Origin of the sequence: Bradyrhizobium sp. 35 (genome assembly GCF_023073215.1) — a bacterium.
Lineage (GTDB): Bacteria > Pseudomonadota > Alphaproteobacteria > Rhizobiales > Xanthobacteraceae > Bradyrhizobium > Bradyrhizobium canariense_D.
This window is the reverse complement of the sequence record NZ_JADPJC010000031.1, coordinates 13,574-37,618: the sequence shown is the minus strand read 5'-3', so window position 1 is coordinate 37,618 and position 24,045 is coordinate 13,574. Positions and strand designations below refer to the sequence as shown.

The window sequence follows — 24,045 nt, the reverse complement described above, 5'->3', positions numbered from 1 at the left end:
TGGGGGCCTCAAGCCCCCAATCCCTGCAATCTCAAATGCCGCCGCAACCGGAAAACTGACTCCTGCTCAATCGCTTAGTGCCTTGTTCACGGACGACTAAAGATGCTATAGTCGGCTCCGTGGCTCTCAGGCTGCCATGCTGCTTGCCGCGTTTCGCTCCCGACGGCGCGTTCGGACCGTTGGGTAGGGGGAAACCGGATACAGTGAGGACTCCCGCAGCGACGCCCTGATGCCGATGCACACTCCCCAAAATATCCAGAGGTAGTTCCAGTAGTGGACCGTCAGCCCGGTGAACATGAGCATCACGACGGCAACGGTGAACGCGATGCGCAGATCTGGCGCGCTGGGATCTTCCATGACGCCCTGAAAGCGACTCTTTGCCGGTAGGACGCTCGCAATATTCGTCAAGACGAGAAGGATGATCATGGGAAGTCCGAACCGAAGCGCGAATACTAGCCAGACCGAGTCGACCGTGGTGTCGAGAATGTCGTGCTTGAGCGGGCCGAATGCGTAGCCTGTGAAAGGAGAATCCATGATCTTTTGTATGGCTGCGTCCCAGATCAACATTCGAAAGTATCCCGACACCGGATCGAAGGTCAGGTGCGAGATGATCCAGCCAAGCGGGTGATTGGCAACGGCCAGGATCACGAGAACGATCGTGACAAGACACAGCTGCAGCGCGCGCCAGCGTTCAGAATATTGTTTCAGCGCCGTGTCATAAAGGTAGAGCATCATGACAATGACGCACGACAATAATGGCGCGGAGGACAGCGACAAGAGGCAGCCGAAAACAGAAAGTCCCGCCCAAAGCAACTTCGACAATGGGCGTTGCTCCGAAAACAGGAAGATGCCGCAAGCGACGGTGCAGTAGGTGCCCAACAGAATGGGGTGGTCGAACGTCGAGGCGGCTCTCACCCAATAGAGCCTGTAGTCGGGCGAGAGCGTCGCAGAGCTGCCGAAGGCGGCAGAGAACATTTCTTGAACGATGAGCCGGCCCGAAAGGTTATCGAAAAGCGCCAGCACGACTATGTAAGCAGTCACAAGCTTGAATGGTTTAATGAAGCTGTAAATGGCCGCCGGGCCGAAGAAAAATCCGCGCGCCACAAGGTAGCCGCCCAGAAACTCGAGGCTCTCGGCGCCAGTCGATGAGATCGCACCCGGCCCGCCCGTGTAGGTGGCGGCTGCGAACATCCAGGCCGCGACCGCACAGGCAAGATAGTCCGAGACGAGGATGTGACGGCCGGCCCTGACCAGTCTCGCCGCGGCAGGGATTATGAGGAGCAGGATGCCGATCCGCCCGACCGTGAGTTTCGCATCGGCGAGATAAAGCTGGACTTGCGCCGCCGGCAGGATGAGCCCCATCAGCAGCAGCCAGGCCGGCAAGGTGCTGCATCGCTCGGAGGCTCTCGGCAGGGCCGTACTTGTCAAGCCGAACTCGCCTTCAGCAATGATGCTCATGAGAGGACCGCCTTGTCCGGTGACCCCGCTTCGATCTGGACGCGGTCGCTGTGTTCTTCGGTCAAATACCAAGTGAAAGTGACCGAACGCGGCGCCAGTCCCCACACGAAACGCCCGCTCTGGAAGACGTGCGGCCGATAACCGATGTCGGCGACGAATCCCGAAATCTCGTCCGATGCAAAGGCGCACATCAGTGCCGGCTTGTGCCGCCTCAGCGTGTGCTCGGATCCTTGCAGTATCTCCAACTCGGCTCCCTGAGCGTGAACCTTGATCAGGGAGGGTGACATGGCAAAGGAATCGAGCGTGCGGCATTCGATTTTGTGTTCGCCCACGGTCAGCTTGGACTGATCGAAACGGTACATGCGGCCGCCGTCGTTCAGCCAGTTGGTCGCCGCCTCCCGCGAGGTCGCCGCCATGCCGTCGCAAGCCCACCGACCGTATGAGGGGACGAAGAACGTGATGGTGCCCGGCTTGGCTCCCAGAGCGCAGGGGAATATCGAGACGGACCGATCTCCGGAGAATCGGACTTTGAGCCGCGCGGCCGAGAGCGGTTCGGGCTCAAAGGCCGCGATGCTCGCTCGCGGCCTGAACCTCTTGAACGCCTGGATACTTTGTCCGCGATTGGCCCCGATGTCGATGATCAAGCCATCAACGCTGGAGGTCCAGGCCGCGCCCCTGTACTCGGGTTTTGCGAAATATGAGGCCGCCGCGTCCTTGAACGCAAATCGAGCGGCGGCAACGCCGGGGATGTTCGCATATGCGAAACGGGCAAAAGGCTTCAAGCTCATGACGATAGGACCTTGCCCACGCGCAATTTACGGCGGCCATTCAATGGCTTTAGATTAAACAAAATAAATGAGATTGCAATATCTGGCATTTAAAGATAGGAAAAAGTATATTATTTATTAAATAGTCGAACGGAAGTTCCCCATGGCCGGGTTGAAGGTTGGCGAAACGGATGCTTCGTATGGGCTGGCGGAAAGCCTCGTTTGCGAGGTGGCGGTGCTCATCGTCGGTTACCGCAACGCAGAGGACGTCGTTGACTGTCTGCAGGCATTGTCACGTGCGACCACTTCGCCGGCTTTCGACATCTTCATTTGCGAGAATGGCGGTCGTGATGCCTATCTCCAGCTTGTAAGCGCCCTGATCAGCGAAGGAGGGCCCTGTCGGCGCGGCCAGTCCTATGGAACCGGACTGGACGGCGACATCAGCCGGTTTACGGACGTTCAGCGCCTGTCTCTCCGAGCAAGGTCGTCAAATGTCTGGGTTGGATGCGCCTTCGACAATTTGGGCTACGCAGGCGGGATTAACGCGTGGCTGCGCCTCCTCTCTGCGATACCCACCTGGCGTGCCATCTGGATCTTGAATCCAGACACCCAGCCGACAGAGTCTGCGTTGGCGGCGCTACACGAACGGGCGGAGTCCGGCCGGAAGGCGATGGTGGGCAGCACTATTCTCGACAGCTTGGACGCGGACCATGTGAGATTTCGCGGCGGTCTTTCCTGGCGGAGGCTGGCGGCCAGAGACGTTGCCATCGGCTTGGGAGAGCTTCTCGACGTGTCCTGCAACGTCGCCGCGGTTGAAGACGCGATGGATAGCCCGTCGGGGGCATCGATGTACGTGACCCGTTGGTGCATCGAGCGGATCGGCCTCATGGATGAAAGCTTTTTCCTGTTCTACGAGGATATGGATTGGGGGCTTCGCGCGAGACATTTGGGGCTCGGTTATGCGGCCGAGTCAATCGTCGTTCACAAGCGAGGTACGACGACGGGATCGGGAAGGACGTCATCGGCCATACCGGTGCTCTCCGTCTATCTACAGCACCGCAATTGCATTCGCTTTGTGCGACGACATTTTCCGTGGTCGGTGCCTCTTAGAATTGCAGTTTCGCTCATGTATGCGTTCCGGTTCCTGCTGCAGGGAGCACCAAACAACAGTCGCGCGGCGGTGGAAGGACTTGTTGCTGGATTGAAGGGTGAGATGGGCCGGCCGGAATGGCATACTGAGCAAGTAAGCGGCTAGGGGCTGTCGTATGAGTGCGCATGTGGGTGTGTTCATGCCTCTGCCGGTGACTCCGAAGGGGCCCGCGTATACTTGCGGAATGCTGGCCCGCGGGATGACAGATTCTGATTTTGCGGTCACGATCGTTTCGCCTCGCGCAGCAATGGATCTTGTATCCCCCGCAAAGGTTGTGCAGGTCCTTCCGATATGGGCTCGATATGTGCCGTACAAGTGGGTGCGATCGAGATCATCGAGAACGATTGAAGGTATATTTCTTAAACAGATGACCAAGGAAACATCCGGAGATCGCATTGCGTATATCTGGCCAGATGCATCGTTGAACACTATCCTTGAACTTAAGCGCCGTAACATACCAGTCTTTCGAGAGATGATTAATTGCCATCGAGGTTCAGCCAAAGTCATTCTCGATGAGGCGTACGAACAGTTGGGCATCTCTCCTCGTCACGGAATTACGGACGAATCCGTCGATGCCGAGCAGGCCGCTCTGGATGCTGTAGACTTTATCTTTTGTCCAAATGCTATGGTCGAGGCATCGCTTCTTCGCACCGGCCTGCCTGCGTCGAAATTGGTGAGTACGAGTTATGGGTGGGACCCGCAGCGATTTAGCGGGGCCAACAGACTCCTGCCGCCGTGCGACGGCATTACTGCGGTATTCGCTGGCTCCATTTGCGTCAGGAAGGGCTGTCATCTGCTCCTGGATTATTGGGCGCGGAGCAACGTTCGTGGACGACTCGTGCTGGCGGGCGTGCTTGAGACCGCCATAAAGGAGCAGTGCGCCGCTCTTCTGGCAAGGCCTGATGTTGTTGTGCTTGACTACGTCGACGACATTGGCGGCCTCTATCGCTCTGCTGACATCTTCGTCTTTGCCTCCCTGGAGGAGGGGGGGCCACAAGTGACCTACGAAGCGTGCGGATGTGGCTTACCGGCCATCACGACTCCAATGGGAATGGGAAGGATTGTGCGCGATGGTCAGGAAGGGCTCATCCTGAACGCCTATGACCGTGATGGGTGGGTAATGGCAATTCGCACTCTTGCAGAGGACGCGAACCGTCGAAGGCGCTTGGGCGCGGCAGCCGCGGAACGCGCGCGCGCATTTGGTTGGGATGAAGTTGCTGCCAAGCGAAGGCGACAGATCTTGGAGCATGTCGCGGCCGTTCCGGCCGCAGCTTTTGCTTAAATGCGGCCAGCGGCTTAGGCTAGGAGCGTGAAGGTGAGGAAGTTGTGGTATTTGCTTCAGCACTACCGACCCACTAAGCGCCGCGCAGGGGTCTGCTCGGCCATTTTTCAGATTCTTATTTCGTCCGCGTCTGACGCAGAGACAATTAGGTTTCGCGACAAGGCGATTGATTTGACCGGCTTTCCGGATGCGACGACCACCGGCGTTCCTCCCGGCAAGTTTCTGGCCGCCTCTTCTGGATTCGTGATTAGTACTCCAGGTACTGTAATCGAAGGTCTCGATATTACCGGTGCGGTGGTAGTCGAGGCTCCGGACGTCAGGTTGCAGGATTGCAAGGTTACCCATGCGGGACACAACGTCATTGTGATTAGGGGTGAAATTTCAGGGACAATCATCCAAAATTGCGAGATTGATAATCGAGGATATGGCGGTCAGTGCATTGCCGGCCAAGGGACGTTTCTCAGAAACAATATCCATGGTTGTGCCGACGGAATTGATGTCCGCGGCGACAACACGCTAATAGAAGGCAACTACATCCATCAGATAACGGGGCCTTCCGACTCTCACTTTGATGGGATCCAAGCCGACGGGAAGTTTTCTCATCTGAGCATTCGGCGGAACACTATCATCAACGAGAATACCCAAACGTCGGCGGTCATGATCGATAATTATACAGGGCCGATCGACGATGTCATGATTGACAACAATCTGCTGGTCGGCGGCGGATATACCATCTACATAAACGAAGTTGCGAAAGGCCAACCTGGCGGTGGGCCGGTGACGAACGTAGTGTTCACGAACAACCAACTCGCCGGAGGATATTGGGGCCCTCTTGATCTTAGAACTGAGTTGGGCAACGTGCCGATTATCTCGGGCAACATTGACAGATTCACTGGTCGACCTGTTCGGGGGCCGAGAAAACCAGCCTTAAAAAGGTGACCTCGATTCAGGGAGTAATCGAACCAAGCAACGAGTGCGAGAATGCTAAGAGGAGGATTTGCCGCAATCGAGGCATCGTTTGGCGCTTATGATTTGGGAAAGCCTGAGGCGTGATCCTCCTGCTGGGCTCGGCGAGCCATGCTGTCGCTGTTGGCCAACGACGTGCTGTTTTTCTCACGGATCTGTTGAGAGATCTCATCATAGAGAAAAGATACGAACGCGTAACGGCGATGACGTGTGACCGGTGTGACTTCGTGCAAAAGAGAGCAGGAAAACACGATCGCGTCCCCCGGTCGAGTGCGATAGGTTTGAGAATTGAATTCGGGGAAATTGAGGTAACCGCCTTCGAAAGTTTCGTTCAAATTGATGGTGACGGCGAAGCGACGGTGAGCGACCATTGGTGCCGTATTGTCGCGGTGTGGCTTGAAATGTCCCCCAGTCGTCGCGTCGTAGCACGCAACCAGATATCGCTCGATACGCGTCGCAGAGAATTGGAATGCGCGATAAACCAGGGGCAGAAGTCGCCGCGCCAATGATTCTCTGGCTTGCCGAAGTGCATCCTCATCTACGATGTAGTGATCCAAGCGTTTCCTAAATGTGGGATCGAAACGCCGGACGATTTTTCCTTCGTTTTCTACCACTCCGATTTCGCGCCCACCGTTCGCCTCGTGAAGGTCGACAAGCTTACGACAAAACAGAGGATCGAACACTTGAGGTATGATGAGCACTGGTGCGGCTTGGCCACTTGGTGGGCTATCCAGCTGGTCTGTCAACTTGGAAACGATTTGCCCGACAAAGCCAGTCGGTTGGGCTAGGCGCACAATTTCAATAATCTGTAGTGCCGGACTTAATATGAAAGCAGCCGGCTCGATTGTTGCGAGCGCCGTCGGTTCTTCTGGCGCAACATATCGTCGCAGAATGGCTCCGGTTGAATCAAATAGAAAGAGCTGACCGGCACGATCATGGCGGACTCGCTCCAGACGGAAGTCATCCGGATCATTGCTCACCCCAACGAAAAGGGCGCGTTTCCCGTCAAATAAATCGTCATGCTTCTCGAAGGCGCTGAGCGCTTCGGCGACACTGGGGCGAGCAGCAGTGCCAAAGAAAAACAGCACGATGAGGCGACCGGCAAGTTCGTCGAAAGCAATGGTATTGCGAAGCTGTGTGCCGGTGGATGCGGAGAACCACGGGGCTGGTTCGCCAACATTTAGAGGTAAGTTTCGAGTCATGCTGGGTCCTATTTGAGCCGCCCTAGCCAGTATCGAGGAGCGTTCTTTCAGTCGGCCGGGGCTGAATTATGGTGACGTGGCCCTCGTTGTTGTGTGCGGATGATCGCCTGCAATGCAAACGATCTCCTTTTGGCTGCGCATCGTCGTGGCGTGGGTTAGTGTTTAATGCAGTCTACTTTATTTAATTGTCGAGCCGCGCTGCGGATCCAGCTCAGTAGCTCGATGCTTGCTGGCGTTGCCACACACTTTCAAAAAGCGTGAATAACTTTCAGTGTGACCTTGCGGTAAACTCCTGCGCTGCGCACCCTATTGCCGGCTATGCGGCGGAATTATTTGGCGTTTTTAAATATCGAAGCGATCTGTGTGGTGCGGGCCACCCAAAAAATAACCCTAGTCACGCCGCCATCTGGTCTAAAAAAAGTACTCGCCGACGGAGCATGAGACAGCGCATGGCGCGCGTGGGGACAATAATCGCGGCCAGAAACTCACTGCACATTTAAACTGCGAAGGAGAAGTCTCTTGGCAACTACTACTGCTTGGCCTGATGCGACGAATACGGGGGTGTCGGCGGGCGTCACCCTAACTCCATCAGGTGGCATGACGATCAACACACCGGGGGCGGTGATCTCTGGACTCGAAATCACTGGTATGGTGGTCATCAATGCGCCGAACGTGACCTTGAAAGACTGTAAGATATCGGGCGATGGATGGACGGTCGTCCGGGTCGCGGACGGCATCACAGGAGCCGTTATCGAGAATTGCGATATCAACGGGATGGCGTCCGGTGGCCAGGGTATCACTGGACAAGGAACGTTCCTGAATAACAACATCCATGGGTGTGCTGATGGTATCGGCGTCTCAGGCGATAATACCGCTATTCAGAATAACTACATCCACGATATGCAGGGCACTTCCGATTCGCATTTCGATGGGATCCAAGCCGATGGCGGCTTTTCTAATCTGACCATCAGTCACAACACGGTCATCAACGAGCACACTCAGACAGGGGTGATCATGCTCGACAATTATTGGGGGCCTATCGATAACGTCAAAATCGACAACAATCTACTGGTTGGCGGTGGCTACACTGCTTACCTCAATGAGGTGGCCAACGGCCAGCCCGGCGGCGGCTCGGTCACGAATGTCTCCTATACGAACAATCACGTCGGGGGTGGTTATTGGGGTGACATGGATCTGAGGACCGAACTTGGTCATGTTCCCGTCATAAGTGGGAATGTTAATGACGGAGTCGCTCTGGCCTCCACGCTCAACACATCGGCGAACAGCGGTACCAACACGGGCGGGACTGCGCCAGCCGCACCATCCGCTCCCGTCATCGCGTCGTTCTCGACCGATAGCGGCACCGCTGGTGATAAGATCACCAGCGACAACACCATCGAGTTGAAGGGGTCCGCTGCTGCAGGCAGCACGGTCAAGTTCTACGATGGTACGACCCAGATCGGTTCGGCCACTGCGGACTCGAGCGGCAATTGGGACTACATCACGAAGGTCCTAACTGACGCCAAGCATACGCTGACCGCAACGGCGACCAACACATCGGGTCAGACCAGCGCGTCGTCGTCTGCGTTGGCAATCACCGTCGACACCAAAGCGCCGACTGCGCCGACCATGGCGAGCCATACGGTGAACAGTGCCAATCAGGTGGTGTTGTCCGGCTCGGCGGAAGCGACCAGCGTCGTCAAGGTATTCGACGGCACGATCCAGATCGGGTCCGTCACGGCCGACAGCAGTGGCGCTTGGGGCTACACCAGCGCTGCCCTGGCAGCCGGTTCGCACAGCCTCACCGCCAAGGCAACGGACGCGGCAGGCAATACCGGCACGGCGTCCACCGCGTTCGCGGCGAGCATCACCAACTCGGCCCCGACGTCACCGACCGCGCCCACGCCGCCGACTGCCGGTACGGTGGTCGAGTCGGCTGGCTCGACAACTCTCGTTGAGAGCAGCGGCAAATTTGACCTCAACGGCATCACCGGATCGGGCCCCACGCTGAAGTATAACGGCGTGGCGTTTGTGAAGGGGTCGGATGGCACCTGGGCACCAATTGGTGCGGAGAAGACCGCGACTGGCTATGAGGTTGCGTGGAAGGAGGCCAGCACCGGTCAGTACACGGCGTGGAACACCGACAACAACGGCAACTACGTTTCCCATGTCGACACCCTGACCGGGTCAACGTGGGGCGGCTCCGTGTCGGGTACGGACTCCGGCCTCAAGTCGCTCGAGACCAGCTTCCATCAGGATCTGAACGGTGACGGGCAGATCGGTACTTCCACTGCCACCGCACCGACGTCGCCAGCGCAGACCACTGGCAAGGTGGTCGAGGCGGCTGGTGTGACAAGTCTCGTTGAGAGTGGCGGAAAGTTCTACCTCAATGGCAGCACCGGAACGGGCCCCTCGCTGAAGGATAGCGGTGCCGATTTCGTCAGCGGGTCAGATGGCAGCTGGGCACCGATTGCTGCGGAGAAGACGGCGACGGGCTATCAGGTCGTCTGGAAGGAAGCGAGCACCGGTCAGTACACGGCGTGGAACACCGACAACAACGGCAACTACGTCTCCCATGTCAGCTCCCTGACGGGCTCCACGTCGGGCGGCTCCGTGTCGGGTACGGACTCCGGCCTCAAGTCGCTCGAGACCAGCTTCCATCAGGATCTGAACACTGACGGGCAGATCGGTACGTCCACCGTAGCTACGTCGTCCACTGCAGCCAGTAGCACCGTTGCTGCTGCGGGCAGTACGTTCGTCGCCTCGGCTGGCAACACGACCCTGAAGAGCACGTCGGGCGATGACACCTTCGTTGGCAGCAGCCAGGCCGACACCTTCGTGTTTGGCGCGGGCTTCGGCAACGACGTCATCAAGGGGTTCGTTGCGCGCGGTCCTGCGCACGACACGATCGAGTTCAGCAAAAGCGTGTTCGACAGTTTTGCGAGCGTCCTCTCCCACGCGACCCAGTCGGGCACCGAGGTCGTGATCGCGACGGGGAGCGATACGCTCACACTGAAGAACGCCAAGCTCGGCGCGTTGACCAGCAACGACTTCCACTTCGCGTAAGGTACGGACTTCCACACCGAGTAGTACTCAACAACTGCCTTGGGGATCTCTTGGGGGATCTTCCGACAAGGCATGGCTCAAGGGCGGCTACCATGATTGACTTTGGACGGCGGGGGGGATTCCCCCCGCCCGCGAATCTCTATCGAATTCCACTTCTGCACATATCAGGACTCTGGACGGCCGGACGGCAGTGGGCGGAAGAGGCCGAACTGCGGACGCCGCAACTGATCGACCGGGCCAAGGGCCTGATCGAAGCGTTGCGGCAACGGATATTCGCCGGTCGACCTCGGCCGGTGGATCACTACGACGAGTCGCAGTCGGAGTTGTCGGCTTTCCTGCGGTCTTGCCGCCGGATTTTCTGGGCACTCGCGGCCTTCAGCGGGATGAGCAATCTGCTCATGCTCACCGGCTCGTTTTTCATGCTGCAAGTCTATGATCGGGTGCTGCCCGGACGCAGCATACCGACGCTGATCGCCTTGATAGTTCTGGCCACGGTGCTTTACCTGTTTCAGGGCGGGCTCGATCTCGTCAGGAGCAGGATCAGCGCCCGGGTCGGCCGGTATCTCGACGAAAGCCTCGGCGTTCGCATCTTCGACGCGCTTGTTCGCCTGCCGTTGAAGACCAGAGCGGATGGCGACGGCCTGCAGCCGGTGCGGGACCTCGATCAGGTCCGCAGCTTCCTGTCGAGCGGAGGGCCCACGGCGCTCTTCGATCTGCCCTGGATGCCGATCTATCTCGGCGTCTGCTTCCTCTTTCACTTCTGGATTGGCGTCACTGCGCTGATCGGCGCACTGGTGCTGGTCGGCATTACGATGCTCACGGAAACGCGCACCCGAGGCCCGGCAAAAGCGAGCTCGCGTCTCGCTGTTTCGCGAACTGCCCTCGCGCTCGAGGGGCGGCGCAATGCCGAAGTTCTGCAGGCCATGGGCATGCGGCACCAGGCGGCCTTGCGTTGGCGGGATGTCAATGCGAAGTACCTCGCGGCCCATGAACGGGCCAGCGATGTCGCAAACGGACTCGGTGGTGCCTCCAAGATTTTCCGGTCGATCTTGCAATCGCTGGTTCTCGCCGTTGGCGCCGTCCTCGTCATCAACCAAGAATCGACGGCCGGCATCATCATTGCCGGATCGATCCTCACCGCGCGGGCCCTGGCTCCCGTCGAAATGGCCATTGCGAACTGGAAGGGATTCGTCGCCGCGCGACAATCGGGACAACGGCTCGATCACTTGCTGAAGCTTCTGCCTCACGAGGAGGAGCGGTTGGCATTGCCTGCGCCCGTCGAAACCCTCACCGCCGAGAACCTCTATATCGGCGCGCCGAACACCGAAAGGGCAACTCTGAGCGAAGTGTCTTTCCAGCTGCGGAGCGGGCAGGCGGTCGGAATCATTGGTCCGAGCGGATCAGGCAAGTCGACGCTCGCGCGTGCGCTGGTCGGGGTGTGGCCGTGCATTCGAGGCCGGATCCGGCTCGACAACGCGGCCCTCGATCACTGGTCGTCGGACGCCCTCGGCAAGCACATCGGTTATCTGCCCCAGGACGTGGAATTGTTTAACGGCAGCATTGCAATGAACATTGCGCGCTTCGACCCGCACGCAACCGCCGCCGCTGTTCTGGAAGCCTCGCATGCCGCGGGCGCGCACGACCTCGTCCTCTCCCTTCCGGACGGCTACAGCACGAAGATCGGCGAGGGAGGGCTGGCGCTGTCGGCGGGGCAGCGGCAGCGTATCGGGCTTGCGCGCGCCTTTTACGGCAAGCCTTTCCTGGTCGTGCTTGATGAACCCTCTTCCAATCTCGATGCCGAGGGCGAGGAGGCGTTGACCGAGGCGATCCTGAACGTGCGCCGCCGCGGCGGGATCGTCGCCGTTGTCGCGCATCGGCCGAAGGCGCTGGAAGGCGTGGACCATGTCTTGTGCCTCGGCGAAGGCAGGGTCCAGTCCTTCGGCAAGAGGGAGGAGGTTCTCAAGCGAGTGTTGCGGAATCCGGTGCCGCTCAAGGTTGTCGCGGATGCTCAAGGAGGCGGCCGATGAGCGGTCAGGTAGCACCGGCGTTGCAGTCCATCCAGCGTTACATGATCGTTGGGATGATCATGTTCGCTCTGGTTACCTTTGGGGTCGGCGGCTGGGCGACGACGACCCAGTTGTCGGGCGCGGTGATCGCCCAGGGCGTGGTCGTGGTGGATTCGAACGTCAAGAAGGTCCAGCACGCCACTGGCGGCATCATCGGAGAGTTGCGCGTGCGGCAAGGCGACCGGGTCAATGCAGGGGACGTTTTGATCCGCCTCGACGAGACCCAGACGCTCGCCAATGCGACGATCGTCACCAACAGCATCGATGAGCTGTTCGCGCGACAGGCTCGTCTCGAGGCCGAGCGCGATGGCGCCGACCAGGTCGTGTTTCCCAAGGTGCTGCTCGATCGGGCCAAGGAGAGCAACTCCGAGGCCAATCGTGCAATCACCGCGGAGCGGAAGCTGTTCGAGCTGCGTCGTCAGGCGCGGAGCGGCCAAAAAGCGCAGTTGCAGGAGAAAGGCGCGCAGCTGGAGAACGAGATTAAGGGCTACACGGGCCAGACCGAGGCCAAGCAGAAGGAAGTCGAATTCATCCGCCAGGAGCTGGAGGGCGTGCGCAGCCTCTGGCAAAAGAATCTGGTGCCGATCACGCGGCTTAACGCTCTCGAGCGCGACTCAGCCCGCATCGAAGGCGAGCGCAGCCAGCTTGCGGGAATGATTGCTCAGTCGAAGGGCAAGATCTCGGAAATCGGACTCCAGATCATTCAAATCGACCAGGACCTGCGGACGGAAGTCGGCAAGGACCTGATCGAGACGCGCTCCAAACTCTCCGAACTGGGCGAGCGCAAAACCGCGGCGGTGGATCAACTGAATCGGATCGAGATCAGGGCTCCCCAATCGGGCCGCGTCCACGAGCTGAGCGTCCACACGGTCGGGGGTGTGATCTCTCCCGGCGAGCAGATCATGCTGATCGTGCCGGATGCGGACTCGCTTGCGGTCGAGGTCAAGATCGCACCGCGCGACATCGACCAGGTCTATATGGGGCAGATCGCGACCATGCGGTTCGCAGCGTTCAACCAGAAGACCACGCCCGAAATCGACGGCGAGGTCAGCATGGTCTCGGCAGACATTACCCAGGATCAGCGCGCCGGCACGAGCTACTACACGGGCCGTGTCCTGCTGAAGCCGGCAGAGCTGGCGAAACTTGGGTCGGCCAAGCTCCTGCCCGGCATGCCGGTCGAGGTCTTCATCAAGACGGCAGGCCGGACCGCGCTGTCCTATCTGCTCAAGCCGCTGCAGGATCAGGCGGGTCGCGCGTTCAAGGAGCGCTGAGTCTACGCGGAAGAAAGCAGCGCTCGACCGCATGCATTCGGCGCCGGCGCCCTGTCCCTGGGCGCCGGCGTTGCGAACAGCCTCTGAAAGCAGGGCTGGGCGGCCGGACGCATCGGCAGCGGGCGTGCCCGACCGACGAAAGCGCAACACGCGCCGAGACAGAGTCGCTGGTTTGAACGCTCCACCGCAGCGTTCTAGCGATGTCAGGTCGCCGCAGCAGATTTAGCGGCGCGAACGCGAACGTTGTGAGGCCGCCCCACCTCCTGATCAGTCGCAGCAAATCGCGCTGCTTGCGGCGGATCGACCGTAACGGATGCCTGTTGCCCGTAGGCGAGACCACCGATCGCTCGAACGAGCGTCCGCTCAGAACATCCATTCGCCTGGCGTACAGGGTCAGGCTTGACGGGCCATCCATCGGGACCCCCGAGCCGATCGGAACTTCTTGCTCCATTTCATTCACTTCGGCAGGCCGCAGGCATCCGGTAGCTGTCTGCGTGCGACATCTTCGCTGAGTTAACTCTCAACTTATTATTGCCAGTTAAAATTTAACTGGTATTAAATAATAAACTACAGGCGGTTGATCGTTCCCATGACCGGGGCGGCAGCGCTGAGCAGTGAATCCGGGCTCGGTTTGGCGTTCGCAGGAGGATCGGCAGATGCAGCGAGCCTCGGGACCAGTCGTCGCGGCAGTCTTGGCTGTCATGATCGGAGGCGTTCAGTGGGCGGGTGCGGCATTGCTGACCGCACCAGGGACTTCGCAAGCGGCTCTTGCGCATATCGAGCGGGGACGCCCGACGCTTCCGCCCTTCAGCTATACGATGTTCTGCATGCGCTATGAGGCCGAGTGTCGCCAGCGGCGCTTCTTCCGCGGCGGGCCGGTCCGTTTGACCAAGGAACGATGGGCAGAGCTGAAAGCAGTCAATCGCGCCGTGAACCGCGCCATTGCTCCGCAGCCCAATGAACTCGGCCTTGCAGGTGAGCAGTGGATCGTTAACCCCGATCGCGGTGATTGCAACGACTACGCAGTGAGCAAGCGTCACGAGCTGCTGCACCGCGGCTGGCCCGCGCGGGCCCTGCTATTAAGCGAGGTGGTCACCAGTTCTGGAGACCATCACCTCGTGCTGCTGGTGCGCGCCAGGACCGGCGATCTGGTCCTCGATAATCTGGCGTCCGAGATCAAGTCCTGGTCGCAAGTGCCATATGGCTGGGTCCGGATGCAGATGCCGAGCGACAGCCGAATGTGGGCGACGATTGGCCGCCCGGGAGCATGACTCCTGTCATGTGGCCGGAATCATGCGGAACTGCGCCGGCGGGACGACCTGTCACAAGCATGCAAGTGCGGTGAGGGCATCGGCTCTGTCGTGCCCCACAGATCTATACAAGTCTCACAAGTGGGGCACCTTCTCCCGGCGCACTCGTGGTCATGACGCCGCGAGGCCCACGTTGCCGGCGGCCGAGGGGTCCACCCAACGTCGGATCGTGCCGTCATATATATCGGCACCATAGACCCAACCGTCGGGCCCCTTCTGCATGTCCACAATGCCTGGCACGTTGTCCACCAACTGGACGCCTGCGACCTGCCGGTTCGCATCCAGCGTCGCGGCGAAAATCGTTCCATTGTAGACGTCGTCGAAGAACATCGTGTTCTGATTGTAGAAATCGCCCGCGGTGATCACATGGAAGCCGTCCGGTGCGCCGTGGCTGAGAGGCAGGATCGGGAACACCGCAGGCGGGTCGGACAAATTGTTGCGGTTGCCATTGTTGTAGAAGGTGATCGCCTGCGAGAGGTTCTGGTAGCTGGCGGTTTTGTTCGGACCTTCAAAGTAGGGCCATCCGAAGTTCGAGCCCGCAGGCCCCGTATTGAGCTCTTCCCAATTATTCCAGCCCACGTCTCCGAGCACAGGCAGATTCGTGACGGGATCGAAGCTGAAGCGGTACGCGTTGCGGACGCCGTAGTAGAACACTTTCGACTGATTGCTGTTTGGATCGCCGGCCTGATAGTACGGATTGCCCGGCGCTCCCTCGCCCGTGACAGGATCGATCCGCAACAGCTTGCCCGAGAGATTGTGGATGTCCTGGACCCGCACTGCGCGGGGATCGACGAAGTTGTACGATGTGCCATCCCCGACCGTCATATAGAGGTAGCCGTCGGGGCCGAAATGAATGGCGCCGATCGAATGCGAATCGCTGTCGGTCGCAAGATAGTCGCGGATGTTCTGGTTCTGGATGCCGGCTCTGTCCGGATCGTTGTCCTGCGCTCCTGTCTCGATCTGGCTGGCGGGAGCCGTGATCGTGGTGCCGTTGACGATCCCGGAGGGAACGATGCTGGGATCGCCGCCGCTGTTCGCGTCGGGACGGCTGGTATACGCCCAGGTGCTGTTCTTGCCGACCAGCACCACTTCGCTGGCCGGATTGGCGATCATCGTGGTGGGGTCGACAGTAACCCTCACCAGACGACAAGGCCGGTTGCCGCCCTGATCAGCGGCAGCAAGGCCGCTCTGGCCCGCCGTCTCGGGCGGATCGTAGGTGTAGAGCAGGTAGACATAGTGGTTGCTTGCGAAATTCGGATTCACCGCGATCCCCAGCAGCCCGCGATCACCGAAATCATTGACCTCGCTCGAAAGGTCGATGAGCGGAGTCGATCGCAATGTGCCGTTGTCCACCACCCGCACCACGCCGTCCTTCTGCGCGACCAGCATGTAGCGGCCGTCGGGAGTCCAGTCCATCGCCGCAGGCTGGTTCAGCCCCGAGACGGCCGTCTCGCCCACGAGATTGCCGAGAGCGGGGTTGTCGTTGTCCAGGATCTTCACGGTCGTTGTCGCCTGAGCGCCAAGCGTGGCGCCCGTCGGATTGCTCAAGGTGATGGTGAAGGTCTCGTCGTTCTCCGGCGTCGCATCATTGATGATCGGCACCGAGATGGTCTGGCTCACCTGGCCGGCAGCAAAGGTCACCGTGCCGGATGTGGTCGTGTAGTCGGATCCTGCGAGTGCGCTGCCGCTGCTCGTCGTGAAGCCGGCCGTGGCTGCCTGACTGACGTTGCCGCTGCGGAGCAGCGTGATCGTCGCCGTCGGGCTGCTCTCCGCGACACTCATCACGACGTCCGCCATAGCGATCGAGGCGGGTGAGTCTTCGTCGACGATGGTTACGAGCACAGTGCGTGGAGCCCCGAGGGAGCCGGAGCCGGGATTTTGAAGGCCGATGGCGAACGTTTCGTTGCCTTCGGTCAGTTGATCGTTGACGATCGGGATGGTGAAGCTCTTCGTGCTCTCGCCCGGTGCGAAGACGATCTGGCCGGTGTTCGCCCGACCGTTGAAGGTGGGCTGGATGAAGTCCGATCCTGCCGTCGCGCTTCCGCCGGTGCCGATTTCGTTCGTCGTGTACTCAACGGTGTTTTGAGAACTGAGGTCGCCGGAGCGCACGACGGTGACGGTGGCCGTGCCGGCCGCTTCACTGACATAGATCGTTGAAGTGTTAAAGAGTGCGATGACGTTGGATGGGGCGAACACGACGTCGCGGAAATAGTTTGCATTCTGATAGACGTTGGTGGGGAAGACGCCCGCGGTGTAGTCGAAGACGCCGGCGCCGACCGGAGCGTTCAAGCCACCATTGTTGGCGCCAAATGCAAAGCCCTGCGTGGTGGAGACGTAGTAGCTGTTGATATTGACCGAAACCACATAAGTCGTGCCGGCTGTGATGGTGAGCGGCGTGGAGAGCGCCGCCTGCTGCCAGCCCGATGTGCCTTCGTTGGTGAACGTGACCGTCGCTAGCTCCTGGCCCGTTGCCGACCAGATGTGGCCGACATGGGTGCCGGTCTCGTTCGAGGCCTTGTAATATCGGATCGCCTGGATCACGCCGGAAGTGTCGCTGGTGAAGCGCATCCCCAGCTCGTAGTCCGCGCCGACCCCGTCGGTCGCGTTGGTGATGGACGGCGTCTGGGTGGTAAACAAAGTGGTGGTGGTGCTCGCAGCTGTAACCGTCGCCGTGGCTGCGCTGGTTGGGGTCTCGCTGCCGCCGAGCAGGTCGGTGTAGGTAGCACTCACACGGATCCGCTTGCCGACCAGGCTGCTGTCGAGGGTGAGACTGGAGGTCGTGGCAGCGAGGTTCGTCCAGGTGGTGCCGTCGGTGCTGCTCTGCCAGCGATAGGTGATGCTCGCCGGGACGCCGTCAGGATCGGTGACGCTGGCCGCCAGTGTCTGGTTCTGGGACGCCGTGCCGCTGATCGTGACGACGCCGACGTCATTGACATTGGCCACCGCCGTGGCGGTCGCGGCGCTCACCGGGGTCTCGCGACTGCCCAGTAGGTCCGTGTAGACGGCATTGACACGGATGAAGTTGCCGACCTGGGCTTGGCCGAGGGTCAGCGTGCTCGCCGTTACGCCGGCGATGTTGCTCCATGTCGTGCCGTTCGTGCTTTGCTGCCACTGATAGGTGACGGCGGCCGGCACTCCATCCGCATCGCTCACCGTCGCCGTCAAGGTCTGGTTCTGCGTCGGCGTCCCGCTGACGCTCACCGTACCGGGGTGATTATTGGGATTCGCCGCGCTCGCAGCGAGCACGACGTCGCGGAAATAGTTTGCGTTCTGATAGACGTTGGTGGGGAAGACGCCCGCGGTGTAGTCGAAGACGCCGGCGCCGACCGGAGCGTTCAGGCCGCCATTGCTGACGCCAGACGCGAAGCCCTGCGTGGTGGAGACGTAGTAGCTGTTGATATTGACCGAAACCACATAAGTCGTGCCGGCTGTGATGGTGAGCGGCGTGGCGAGCGTCATCTGCTGCCAGCCCGATGCGCTTTCATTGGTGAACGTGACGGTCGCCAGCTCCTGGCCCGTCGCCGACCAGATGTGGCCGATATGGGTGCCGGTCTCGTTCGAGGCCTTGTAGTACCGGATCGCCTGGATCACGCCGGACGTGTCGCTGGTGAAGCGCATCCCCAGCTCGTAATCCGCCCCTGTTCCGTCGGTGGCGTTGGTGAAGACCGGTGTCTGGGTGGTGAACAGAGTGGTGGTGGTGGCCACGTTCTGTACTCCCGGGGCTAGTCAGCGTAATTGCTTGCGATCTAAACTTGCCGCCGACCTATGCGGGTTGCAGCGTCAGCGCGGAGTATTCGTATTAATAAATCAAATAACATAAAAAATAATTAAATAGAAGCTGCATTTTTGCTGTTCGAGAAAAGCCCTCGCGTCAACTTCTGTTGATCTTGAAGGGAGCTGGCGCGTGTCACGAGCGCAGTTCACCACTTTCGCGTGTGTCAATCAGGAGGCAAGCGTGGCCAAAAGCTTCGATGAAGCAGGCGCGTAGCTCGCTTGCCAGCCTCGAACACGCGCGCGATGTTCAGCTTATGACTCCATCCGCTTTGCGATCAGATCGGCGAACTCACCCAGATTTCGGGCCGCCTCGACTTCGCCAACGCGGAAACGTACGCGAAACTTCTGCTCGATGGCGATGACGAGCGATATCTGCATAAGCGAGTCCCACTCCTCGACGTCGGCCGCCGACAGCTCGGGTTTGGCCGCGACCTTCTCGAGGAAGATGCCGTCGAACACCTCCTGCAACTTCCCCAGTACTTCATCTTGCTTCATAAGCCCTCCTGGTCATGCGGATCTTTGTCGAACGCATCTGATACTTGTCCACCTCGAGCTCGAATTCCTTCCGGGCGGCGGAGTCTTCCGTACGTACGAAGCCAAACTCCTCGTAGATTCCGGCAACGATGCCATTTTTTTCCGTCGGAAGATAAATGCCGCGCACTTTTGCGCAGCCGGCGATCTCTGCAAGCCGAAAAATCTCGTTCACGATCTCGTCCTCGACCTGGCGCTTGAGCACGCGGCAGCTCATGAGCCAGGTATCCAGAACGAAGACGCCGCTCTCGATCTTTGCAATGACCACGGAGATGAGCCCGGAATCACCGAACCGATCCTCGAGCCGCATCGTGAAGCTCCGGTAGTCCGGCTTCCCTAGGAGACCGTGGATATCAGTTTCGGATCGACGGACCGTGGTCAGGTTGAACTGGTTGCTGCGCGCGATCAGCTGGGCAATGCGGGGCAGGTCGAGCGAGTCGAACTCCTTGATCGTGCCTCGCATTTCAAGCGAGGCGAGGTAGGCTGGCATGTCGGTTACGCTCGCTGCGAGCTCCGTACGTCGCTGTTCCTGCCTATACTGCGCCGTCCGCCCGAGATCCTCCTCGGTAACGTTCCGTGGCTCGAAATGGCGCCCGGCCTGGAGGCGACCGATGAATTCGGCGGGATCCGGTCCGAGCAGCACACCTTCGACCTGGGGCTGAAACTGGCGCACGATCTCGATCTCCGCCGGGTTGTCGTCGACGAACACGAAGCTGTCGAGGCCAAGGCGGAGTTCATCCGCGATCTGCTGCAGGTTGTCGGACTTCGGGTTCCAATTGGCTTTGAAGGCCGCGCAGTGCTCCAGCCGGAGAATCATCTCGGGATGCTTCTCGAATACCTCGACCGCGCGCGCATGGTCGTTCTTGCTGCATACCGCAAGCAGGACACCGCGTTCGGAAAGCGCGAGGAGGTACTTCTGGAAAGCCTTGAAAGCTTCGCCGCGGGGAGACGAGTCGCCAAGCTCGATTCCTTCGACGCCATCCTCCGCAATCACGCCGCCCCAGAGCGTGTTATCGAGATCGACTGCCAGCACCTTCTTGGGGTCTTGCTTACGGGAGGCGACCAGAAGGCTTAGCTCCTGCGCGACGTCCACCAGAAAATCCGGCGAGCCGAGCTGCTTCGATTCATACCACGCTCGCGCATCCTGTGCGGCCGTGATCCCTCGGCGCGCCGAGAGGAACTCGACGTCGCAGATTTGCACCTCCGCCGGGGCCCGGAGCCCGAGCTCAAGGTTTACCGCCTTGCGGAAACTCCAATCGGCGCCAAGCGTGCGTGAACGAAACGAGCCGAGATCCGGATCGCCGGGCAGCGCGAGATTGGCGAGAATCACCGCCGCACCCGAGCGTGCGATGAAAGTCTGCGCGAGGTTGAGGAGGTGCTCCGCGGCTCCAACTGCAGCTTCCCGCTGGAGTTCCACGGCATCGAGGAGCGAGCCGGAAAACCGGCAGTTTCTCGCGTTCGGCAGAATAAAGGCGAGATCCGGCTTGAAGGCGTATAGCGGGCTCGAGCCGTCGAGTATTTCCGAGACGAAGTTATCGTACTCGCCGAGGAAACGTTCGGACGCGACTCCACGAATAGCCAGGAGATGTTCCACCAATTCGTGCAGCGGATAAAGATTGTAGCCGCCAATCAAGGCGAGGCGGAGTCTTGGCTGGACACTTTCGCCCGTCCGTAGCTTCGCCTTTTTTCGAAGCGTAGAAAGAAAGAACAGCTCGGAAAAACTCGCCGCTTGCCGCGAGCGGGCGGCGAGATGTCCCCAGAATGCGGCGTCGCCTGACAGCGCTAGGGACTTAAGTTCGGCATCATTTACGGGCCGGTCCGGCAAGACGGGTGCAGCAGCGAGAATAGCGAGCCTCCCTCGAGGAGAGCAGCAGCATATGATTGCCTCTCATATTAAATAATGATAACGTTCTGGTCAATTAATTTAAATATTAAAAATACGGTGAAATCAATAGATGGCGGGGCATATGAAGCTAGAGTTGCCGAGCGCGGGCACGCTTTCCACCAAGGCTGAGAATCTCAAACGACTTCCTGAAGGAAACAATCTTGTCCTCCGCGAGGTCCGGCTGGAGGACTCCCCGCAAATAATCGCTTGGCGAAACGATCCCGTTCTCGGCAAGTTCATGACCCGGGAAAAGCTGACCCTGACCCAGCAGGAAGAGTTCTTCCGAAACTATCAGGCCAGGGCGGACGACTATTATCTCATTGCCGAGTTCAAACGTTCGAGAAAACCGGCCGGCACGGTAGCTATCACGAATCTGGATTTCGCGGCGAAACGCGGGGAAGTGGCGCGGCTGATCGTCGATCCGGGCGCTCGGCTGTTCCTTGCCGAAATATTCGATTTGCTTTTCACGTTCGCGTTCGAGCAACTAGGGCTTTCGGTGGTTCTAGCAAAGGCGCAAAGCAAGAATCGTTCGTCGAAAAACTTTCATATCCGGCTCGGCTTTCAGATTGAAGAGATCGCTCACAACGCGTGGTGGAACGGTGACGACGTAATCACGTTTCGGATGTCGCGCGAGGATTATCCGCGGTTGAAACAAGCTTGGTCGGCGCTCCTCCTCGATGCACGCGAAGACTAACTCTGTACTGGCACGGGAGCTACAATATCGCCCAATTTAGGAGTGCAACGATCTCGAATCAGAGATTGCTTACCTGATGACGATTCCCGGGCTCGCCGACCCTCCGGCTGACTAAACAGCCTCTGCGAGGAAATAGATTGCGGCAGCATAATCTATGGGCAACTCCAGACCAAGATCGAAAAGGCCCTTAAGCTGTCGATCGTCACAATTCGCGAGCAACGCGTTGGGCAACGCTTTGGTGAGCATCCCTTGACGTTCTCGAATCCTGAAGCCGGCATCGATTAGCAAAGTCTCCATCTGGGTATGGGTAAAACAGTGCTTATGGCCGAGCCTACGATCAGAATCCCCAAGCTCAGCCGGGTGCTGAGCCAAGCCCATATGAACCGCCAGCCGGCGATGCAGGCTGGTTGCTTGGGGAACCGCAACAGCCAACAAGCCTCCTCTGGTCAGCCAATGCTTTCGCGCGCGCTCAATCACGGCCTTCGCATTGTCCACGTGCTCGAGAACATAGGTCGCCAAGACGAGATCGAACGGTGTGGCAGGCGTGAAATCCTCGAACATGCTAGGGACGGAGTGCCAGCGTAACGCGCACTCCAATCCTGCAAGTTGGTTCTTCATTCTGTCGAGCAGCGAGGCGGCGCCGTCTACGGTAGTGACATCGCTGTATTTCGCCAACAACATTGGGGTCCACACTTGAAGGCCCACCCCTAGCTCGAGGACACGCCCCTCGACGCTCGGCAGATTCCGAATGACGTGATCGGCAACGAGCATCATGAGTCTTTGATCTACCGAGAGATTGATGGAAGGCGTCAAATACTCGCCGCTGATCTGCTCCAAAAAATTTCGAGAGTTAGCCATAGAAGGTCATCCTTATTGAGCCGCTGAGGAGACTGGAGCTGAAACGGGTGTGGGCAAGACCGGGCCTGCATTCGTAAGCCGCCTCCGGTTTCTCGCATGATTTGATATTCGATTTAAACAATTTGCGGACTGATCTAAATACACTGCCCTCCGATTATTGCTTGTGTAACTGAATCGTGGGCGCCTTCGTATTTTTGCGTGATGCACGACCGTTATTCCGCCCTGATGTATCAGCTTCTTGCAATTCTATTTAGAGCTGTAGTGCTTGCTGTCCGCCCTATGTAACGATCTGCGCGAATCCGTCAGACGAAACAGCTCTGCTGCGCCGAACCCACTCGGCAGCGCGAAGGCCGCCTGCCTGCAGCCTCACGATCGGATCAGGGCCAATCTCCGACAGCAGAATGCCCATGTGCCCCAATGCCGGAGGCGTTGTTGGCCAAGCGCCCAATCCATTTTCTGACAATGCAGTCCGATCCATGTCGCCCCAGAACTGCACAATAATGGCACGACCGGGTGCGCAGGCAGCGAGGTGCGTTGCTTCCGGCGAACGGATGCGCGGCTCAGCCGTCGGACGTAGCGCGACGACGATTGCGTCCCACTCGTCGCAATACACATCCTGGACGTTGTCGAAGATGTCCACGCTCGCTCCGGAGCTCGCGAGACCGGCGCGGAGCGAGTCAACAAAGTCGTTGTCGCACAGCACCGCAATGCGGTTCCTGTAAACGGACAAACCGCAATCATGGAGTTGCTTCACGCACAGCGGACCGAGAAACGAGAAGACATCCACTGACGGGTGACGCTCGTTCACGCCGACAATTGGAATTCCGCGCCGTAAGCATGCTTCCATGTCGAGGTCCTTGGGGCGGAATTCCCAAGCCTCAAACATCAAGGCGATGACGGCCTGCCTTGGCAACTTATCAATGAGCGCGGCGGTAAGAGGCCGAAGATGGCCGCTGTTGGTTACGATATCCGTTTGATGGAGGATATCCGGGGTGATCTGCTCCAAGACGTCGATGCGATCGGCCACGCCGACCGAATCTGCAAGCTCCAGAGTCTGCTGCCTGGCGTCAGCCGGGGTGCCGTGCCGTGTAGGTCTCGTGAAGGCATAGACGTGTTTGGCCCCAGCCATCGCTGCGAGGACGGCCGTCACGGCGTACGCGCCGGTCGCAGCCTCGGTGAGAACTGTTAGTTCCGAAAGGTCCAGGAGAGTGTCCGTAAGGGCCCGGCTCATCAGGGCTCCCAGACGCGGCAGCGAGAATCCTGGGCGGAAGGCCGTATTGAAGCCAGACCGCAATTGCCTGAACGCTGCTCCAGCCTCGATTTGGGTCATAAATTGCCTTTCGCTTCCTCTATTTGGAAAGAGCGGAGCTTTGGTGCGCGGTATGTGTGGCTGCCCAGGGCTCGTTACGCGCTGAACAGGCTTATGAGCGAAGTTAATTCAAAACTAAGTAATTTAAAATTATACTGGATTTATTTTTAGAATGTCAAACGTGCGGATACTGTATTATTCCCGAAAGGGAGGTGGCCCGCTCCTGATGGGACGCAGTCGCGGACATTGGTGCGCGTCGTGTCTCCGTGCATGGCCGCCAGCGAACGCAACGTTGCCACGGGTAGGCTGGTAATTTTCATTGACCGATGATTGCAGGATCACGCCGATGAGCCGCCTTGACAGTGAAGACCTTGAAGAGCTGTGGAAGATTTGCCGCCGTGAGCCCGCCGGTGATGACCTTGTTGCTTTCCACCTATAGGAACTCAGCGGCCATTG

16 protein-coding genes are annotated in these 24,045 nt (G+C 59.2%); 8 read left to right on the top strand and 8 right to left on the bottom strand.

Annotated features, from left to right (window positions below; genetic code table 11):
* Nucleotides 1-126 precede the first annotated feature (126 nt).
* On the bottom strand, nt 127-1,458 hold the full coding sequence (locus tag IVB36_RS06215; protein WP_247370099.1) for a hypothetical protein: 1,332 nt from the start codon (nt 1,456-1,458) through the stop codon (nt 127-129).
* On the bottom strand, nt 1,455-2,102 hold the full coding sequence (locus IVB36_RS06210) for an FkbM family methyltransferase (protein ID WP_247370097.1): 648 nt from the start codon (nt 2,100-2,102) through the stop codon (nt 1,455-1,457). Before IVB36_RS06210 ends, IVB36_RS06215 begins: the two co-directional genes overlap by 4 nt.
* A 286-nt stretch (nt 2,103-2,388) precedes the next feature.
* On the opposite strand from IVB36_RS06210, the gene IVB36_RS06205 reads away from it, so the two are divergent.
* The 3 genes from IVB36_RS06205 to IVB36_RS06195 are packed head-to-tail and all read left to right on the top strand — an operon-like array spanning nt 2,389 to nt 5,596.
* Entirely contained in the window at nt 2,389-3,480 is a 1,092-nt protein-coding gene (locus IVB36_RS06205) for a glycosyltransferase family 2 protein (protein WP_247370094.1), read from the top strand.
* A 10-nt stretch (nt 3,481-3,490) separates the two neighbouring features.
* Entirely contained in the window at nt 3,491-4,657 is a 1,167-nt protein-coding gene (locus IVB36_RS06200; protein WP_247370091.1) for a glycosyltransferase family 4 protein, read from the top strand.
* A 33-nt stretch (nt 4,658-4,690) separates the two neighbouring features.
* A complete protein-coding gene (locus IVB36_RS06195; RefSeq protein ID WP_247390930.1) occupies nt 4,691-5,596 on the top strand; it encodes a right-handed parallel beta-helix repeat-containing protein in 906 nt (301 codons plus the stop codon).
* Nucleotides 5,597-5,682: 86 nt separating this feature from the next.
* Here the strand turns inward: IVB36_RS06195 and IVB36_RS06190 are convergent, their stop codons facing one another.
* On the bottom strand, nt 5,683-6,825 hold the full coding sequence (locus tag IVB36_RS06190) for a 2OG-Fe(II) oxygenase (protein ID WP_247370087.1): 1,143 nt from the start codon (nt 6,823-6,825) through the stop codon (nt 5,683-5,685).
* A 597-nt stretch (nt 6,826-7,422) separates the two neighbouring features.
* Here IVB36_RS06190 and IVB36_RS06185 point away from each other — a divergent pair.
* From IVB36_RS06185 to IVB36_RS06170, 4 genes are all read left to right on the top strand, one after another.
* Nucleotides 7,423-9,891: an Ig-like domain-containing protein gene (locus tag IVB36_RS06185; protein WP_247390928.1), complete on the top strand. Its 2,469-nt coding sequence runs from the start codon at nt 7,423-7,425 to the stop codon at nt 9,889-9,891.
* A 92-nt stretch (nt 9,892-9,983) separates the two neighbouring features.
* Nucleotides 9,984-11,918, top strand: coding sequence for a type I secretion system permease/ATPase (locus IVB36_RS06180; protein ID WP_247370083.1), 1,935 nt, complete (start codon nt 9,984-9,986; stop codon nt 11,916-11,918).
* Complete coding sequence (locus IVB36_RS06175; protein ID WP_247370081.1) at nt 11,915-13,228, top strand: HlyD family type I secretion periplasmic adaptor subunit; 1,314 nt, start codon at nt 11,915-11,917, stop codon at nt 13,226-13,228. The genes IVB36_RS06180 and IVB36_RS06175 overlap by 4 nt, the downstream gene beginning before the upstream one ends.
* Nucleotides 13,229-13,884: 656 nt before the next feature.
* Nucleotides 13,885-14,499, top strand: coding sequence for a transglutaminase-like cysteine peptidase (locus IVB36_RS06170; protein ID WP_247370104.1), 615 nt, complete (start codon nt 13,885-13,887; stop codon nt 14,497-14,499).
* A 150-nt stretch (nt 14,500-14,649) separates the two neighbouring features.
* Here the strand turns inward: IVB36_RS06170 and IVB36_RS06165 are convergent, their stop codons facing one another.
* The 3 genes from IVB36_RS06165 to IVB36_RS06155 all read right to left on the bottom strand — a co-directional run bounded on the left by IVB36_RS06165 (nt 14,650) and on the right by IVB36_RS06155 (nt 20,668).
* On the bottom strand, nt 14,650-18,243 hold the full coding sequence (locus IVB36_RS06165; RefSeq protein ID WP_247390919.1) for a DUF4082 domain-containing protein: 3,594 nt from the start codon (nt 18,241-18,243) through the stop codon (nt 14,650-14,652).
* A 321-nt stretch (nt 18,244-18,564) separates the two neighbouring features.
* Nucleotides 18,565-18,807, bottom strand: a complete 243-nt coding sequence (locus IVB36_RS06160; protein ID WP_247370077.1) for a phosphopantetheine-binding protein — start codon at nt 18,805-18,807, stop codon at nt 18,565-18,567.
* A complete protein-coding gene (locus IVB36_RS06155; protein ID WP_247370074.1) occupies nt 18,794-20,668 on the bottom strand; it encodes an HAD-IIIC family phosphatase in 1,875 nt (624 codons plus the stop codon). The genes IVB36_RS06160 and IVB36_RS06155 overlap by 14 nt, the downstream gene beginning before the upstream one ends.
* Nucleotides 20,669-20,810: 142 nt before the next feature.
* Here IVB36_RS06155 and IVB36_RS06150 point away from each other — a divergent pair, with 142 nt between their 5' ends.
* Nucleotides 20,811-21,422, top strand: a complete 612-nt coding sequence (locus tag IVB36_RS06150; protein WP_247370071.1) for a GNAT family N-acetyltransferase — start codon at nt 20,811-20,813, stop codon at nt 21,420-21,422.
* 111 nt (nt 21,423-21,533) lie between these two features.
* On the opposite strand, the gene IVB36_RS06145 is transcribed toward IVB36_RS06150, so the two are convergent.
* Nucleotides 21,534-22,280, bottom strand: a complete 747-nt coding sequence (locus tag IVB36_RS06145; RefSeq protein WP_247370068.1) for a methyltransferase domain-containing protein — start codon at nt 22,278-22,280, stop codon at nt 21,534-21,536.
* A 277-nt stretch (nt 22,281-22,557) separates the two neighbouring features.
* Nucleotides 22,558-23,610, bottom strand: a complete 1,053-nt coding sequence (locus IVB36_RS06140) for a hypothetical protein (RefSeq protein ID WP_247370065.1) — start codon at nt 23,608-23,610, stop codon at nt 22,558-22,560.
* Nucleotides 23,611-24,045 lie beyond the last annotated feature (435 nt).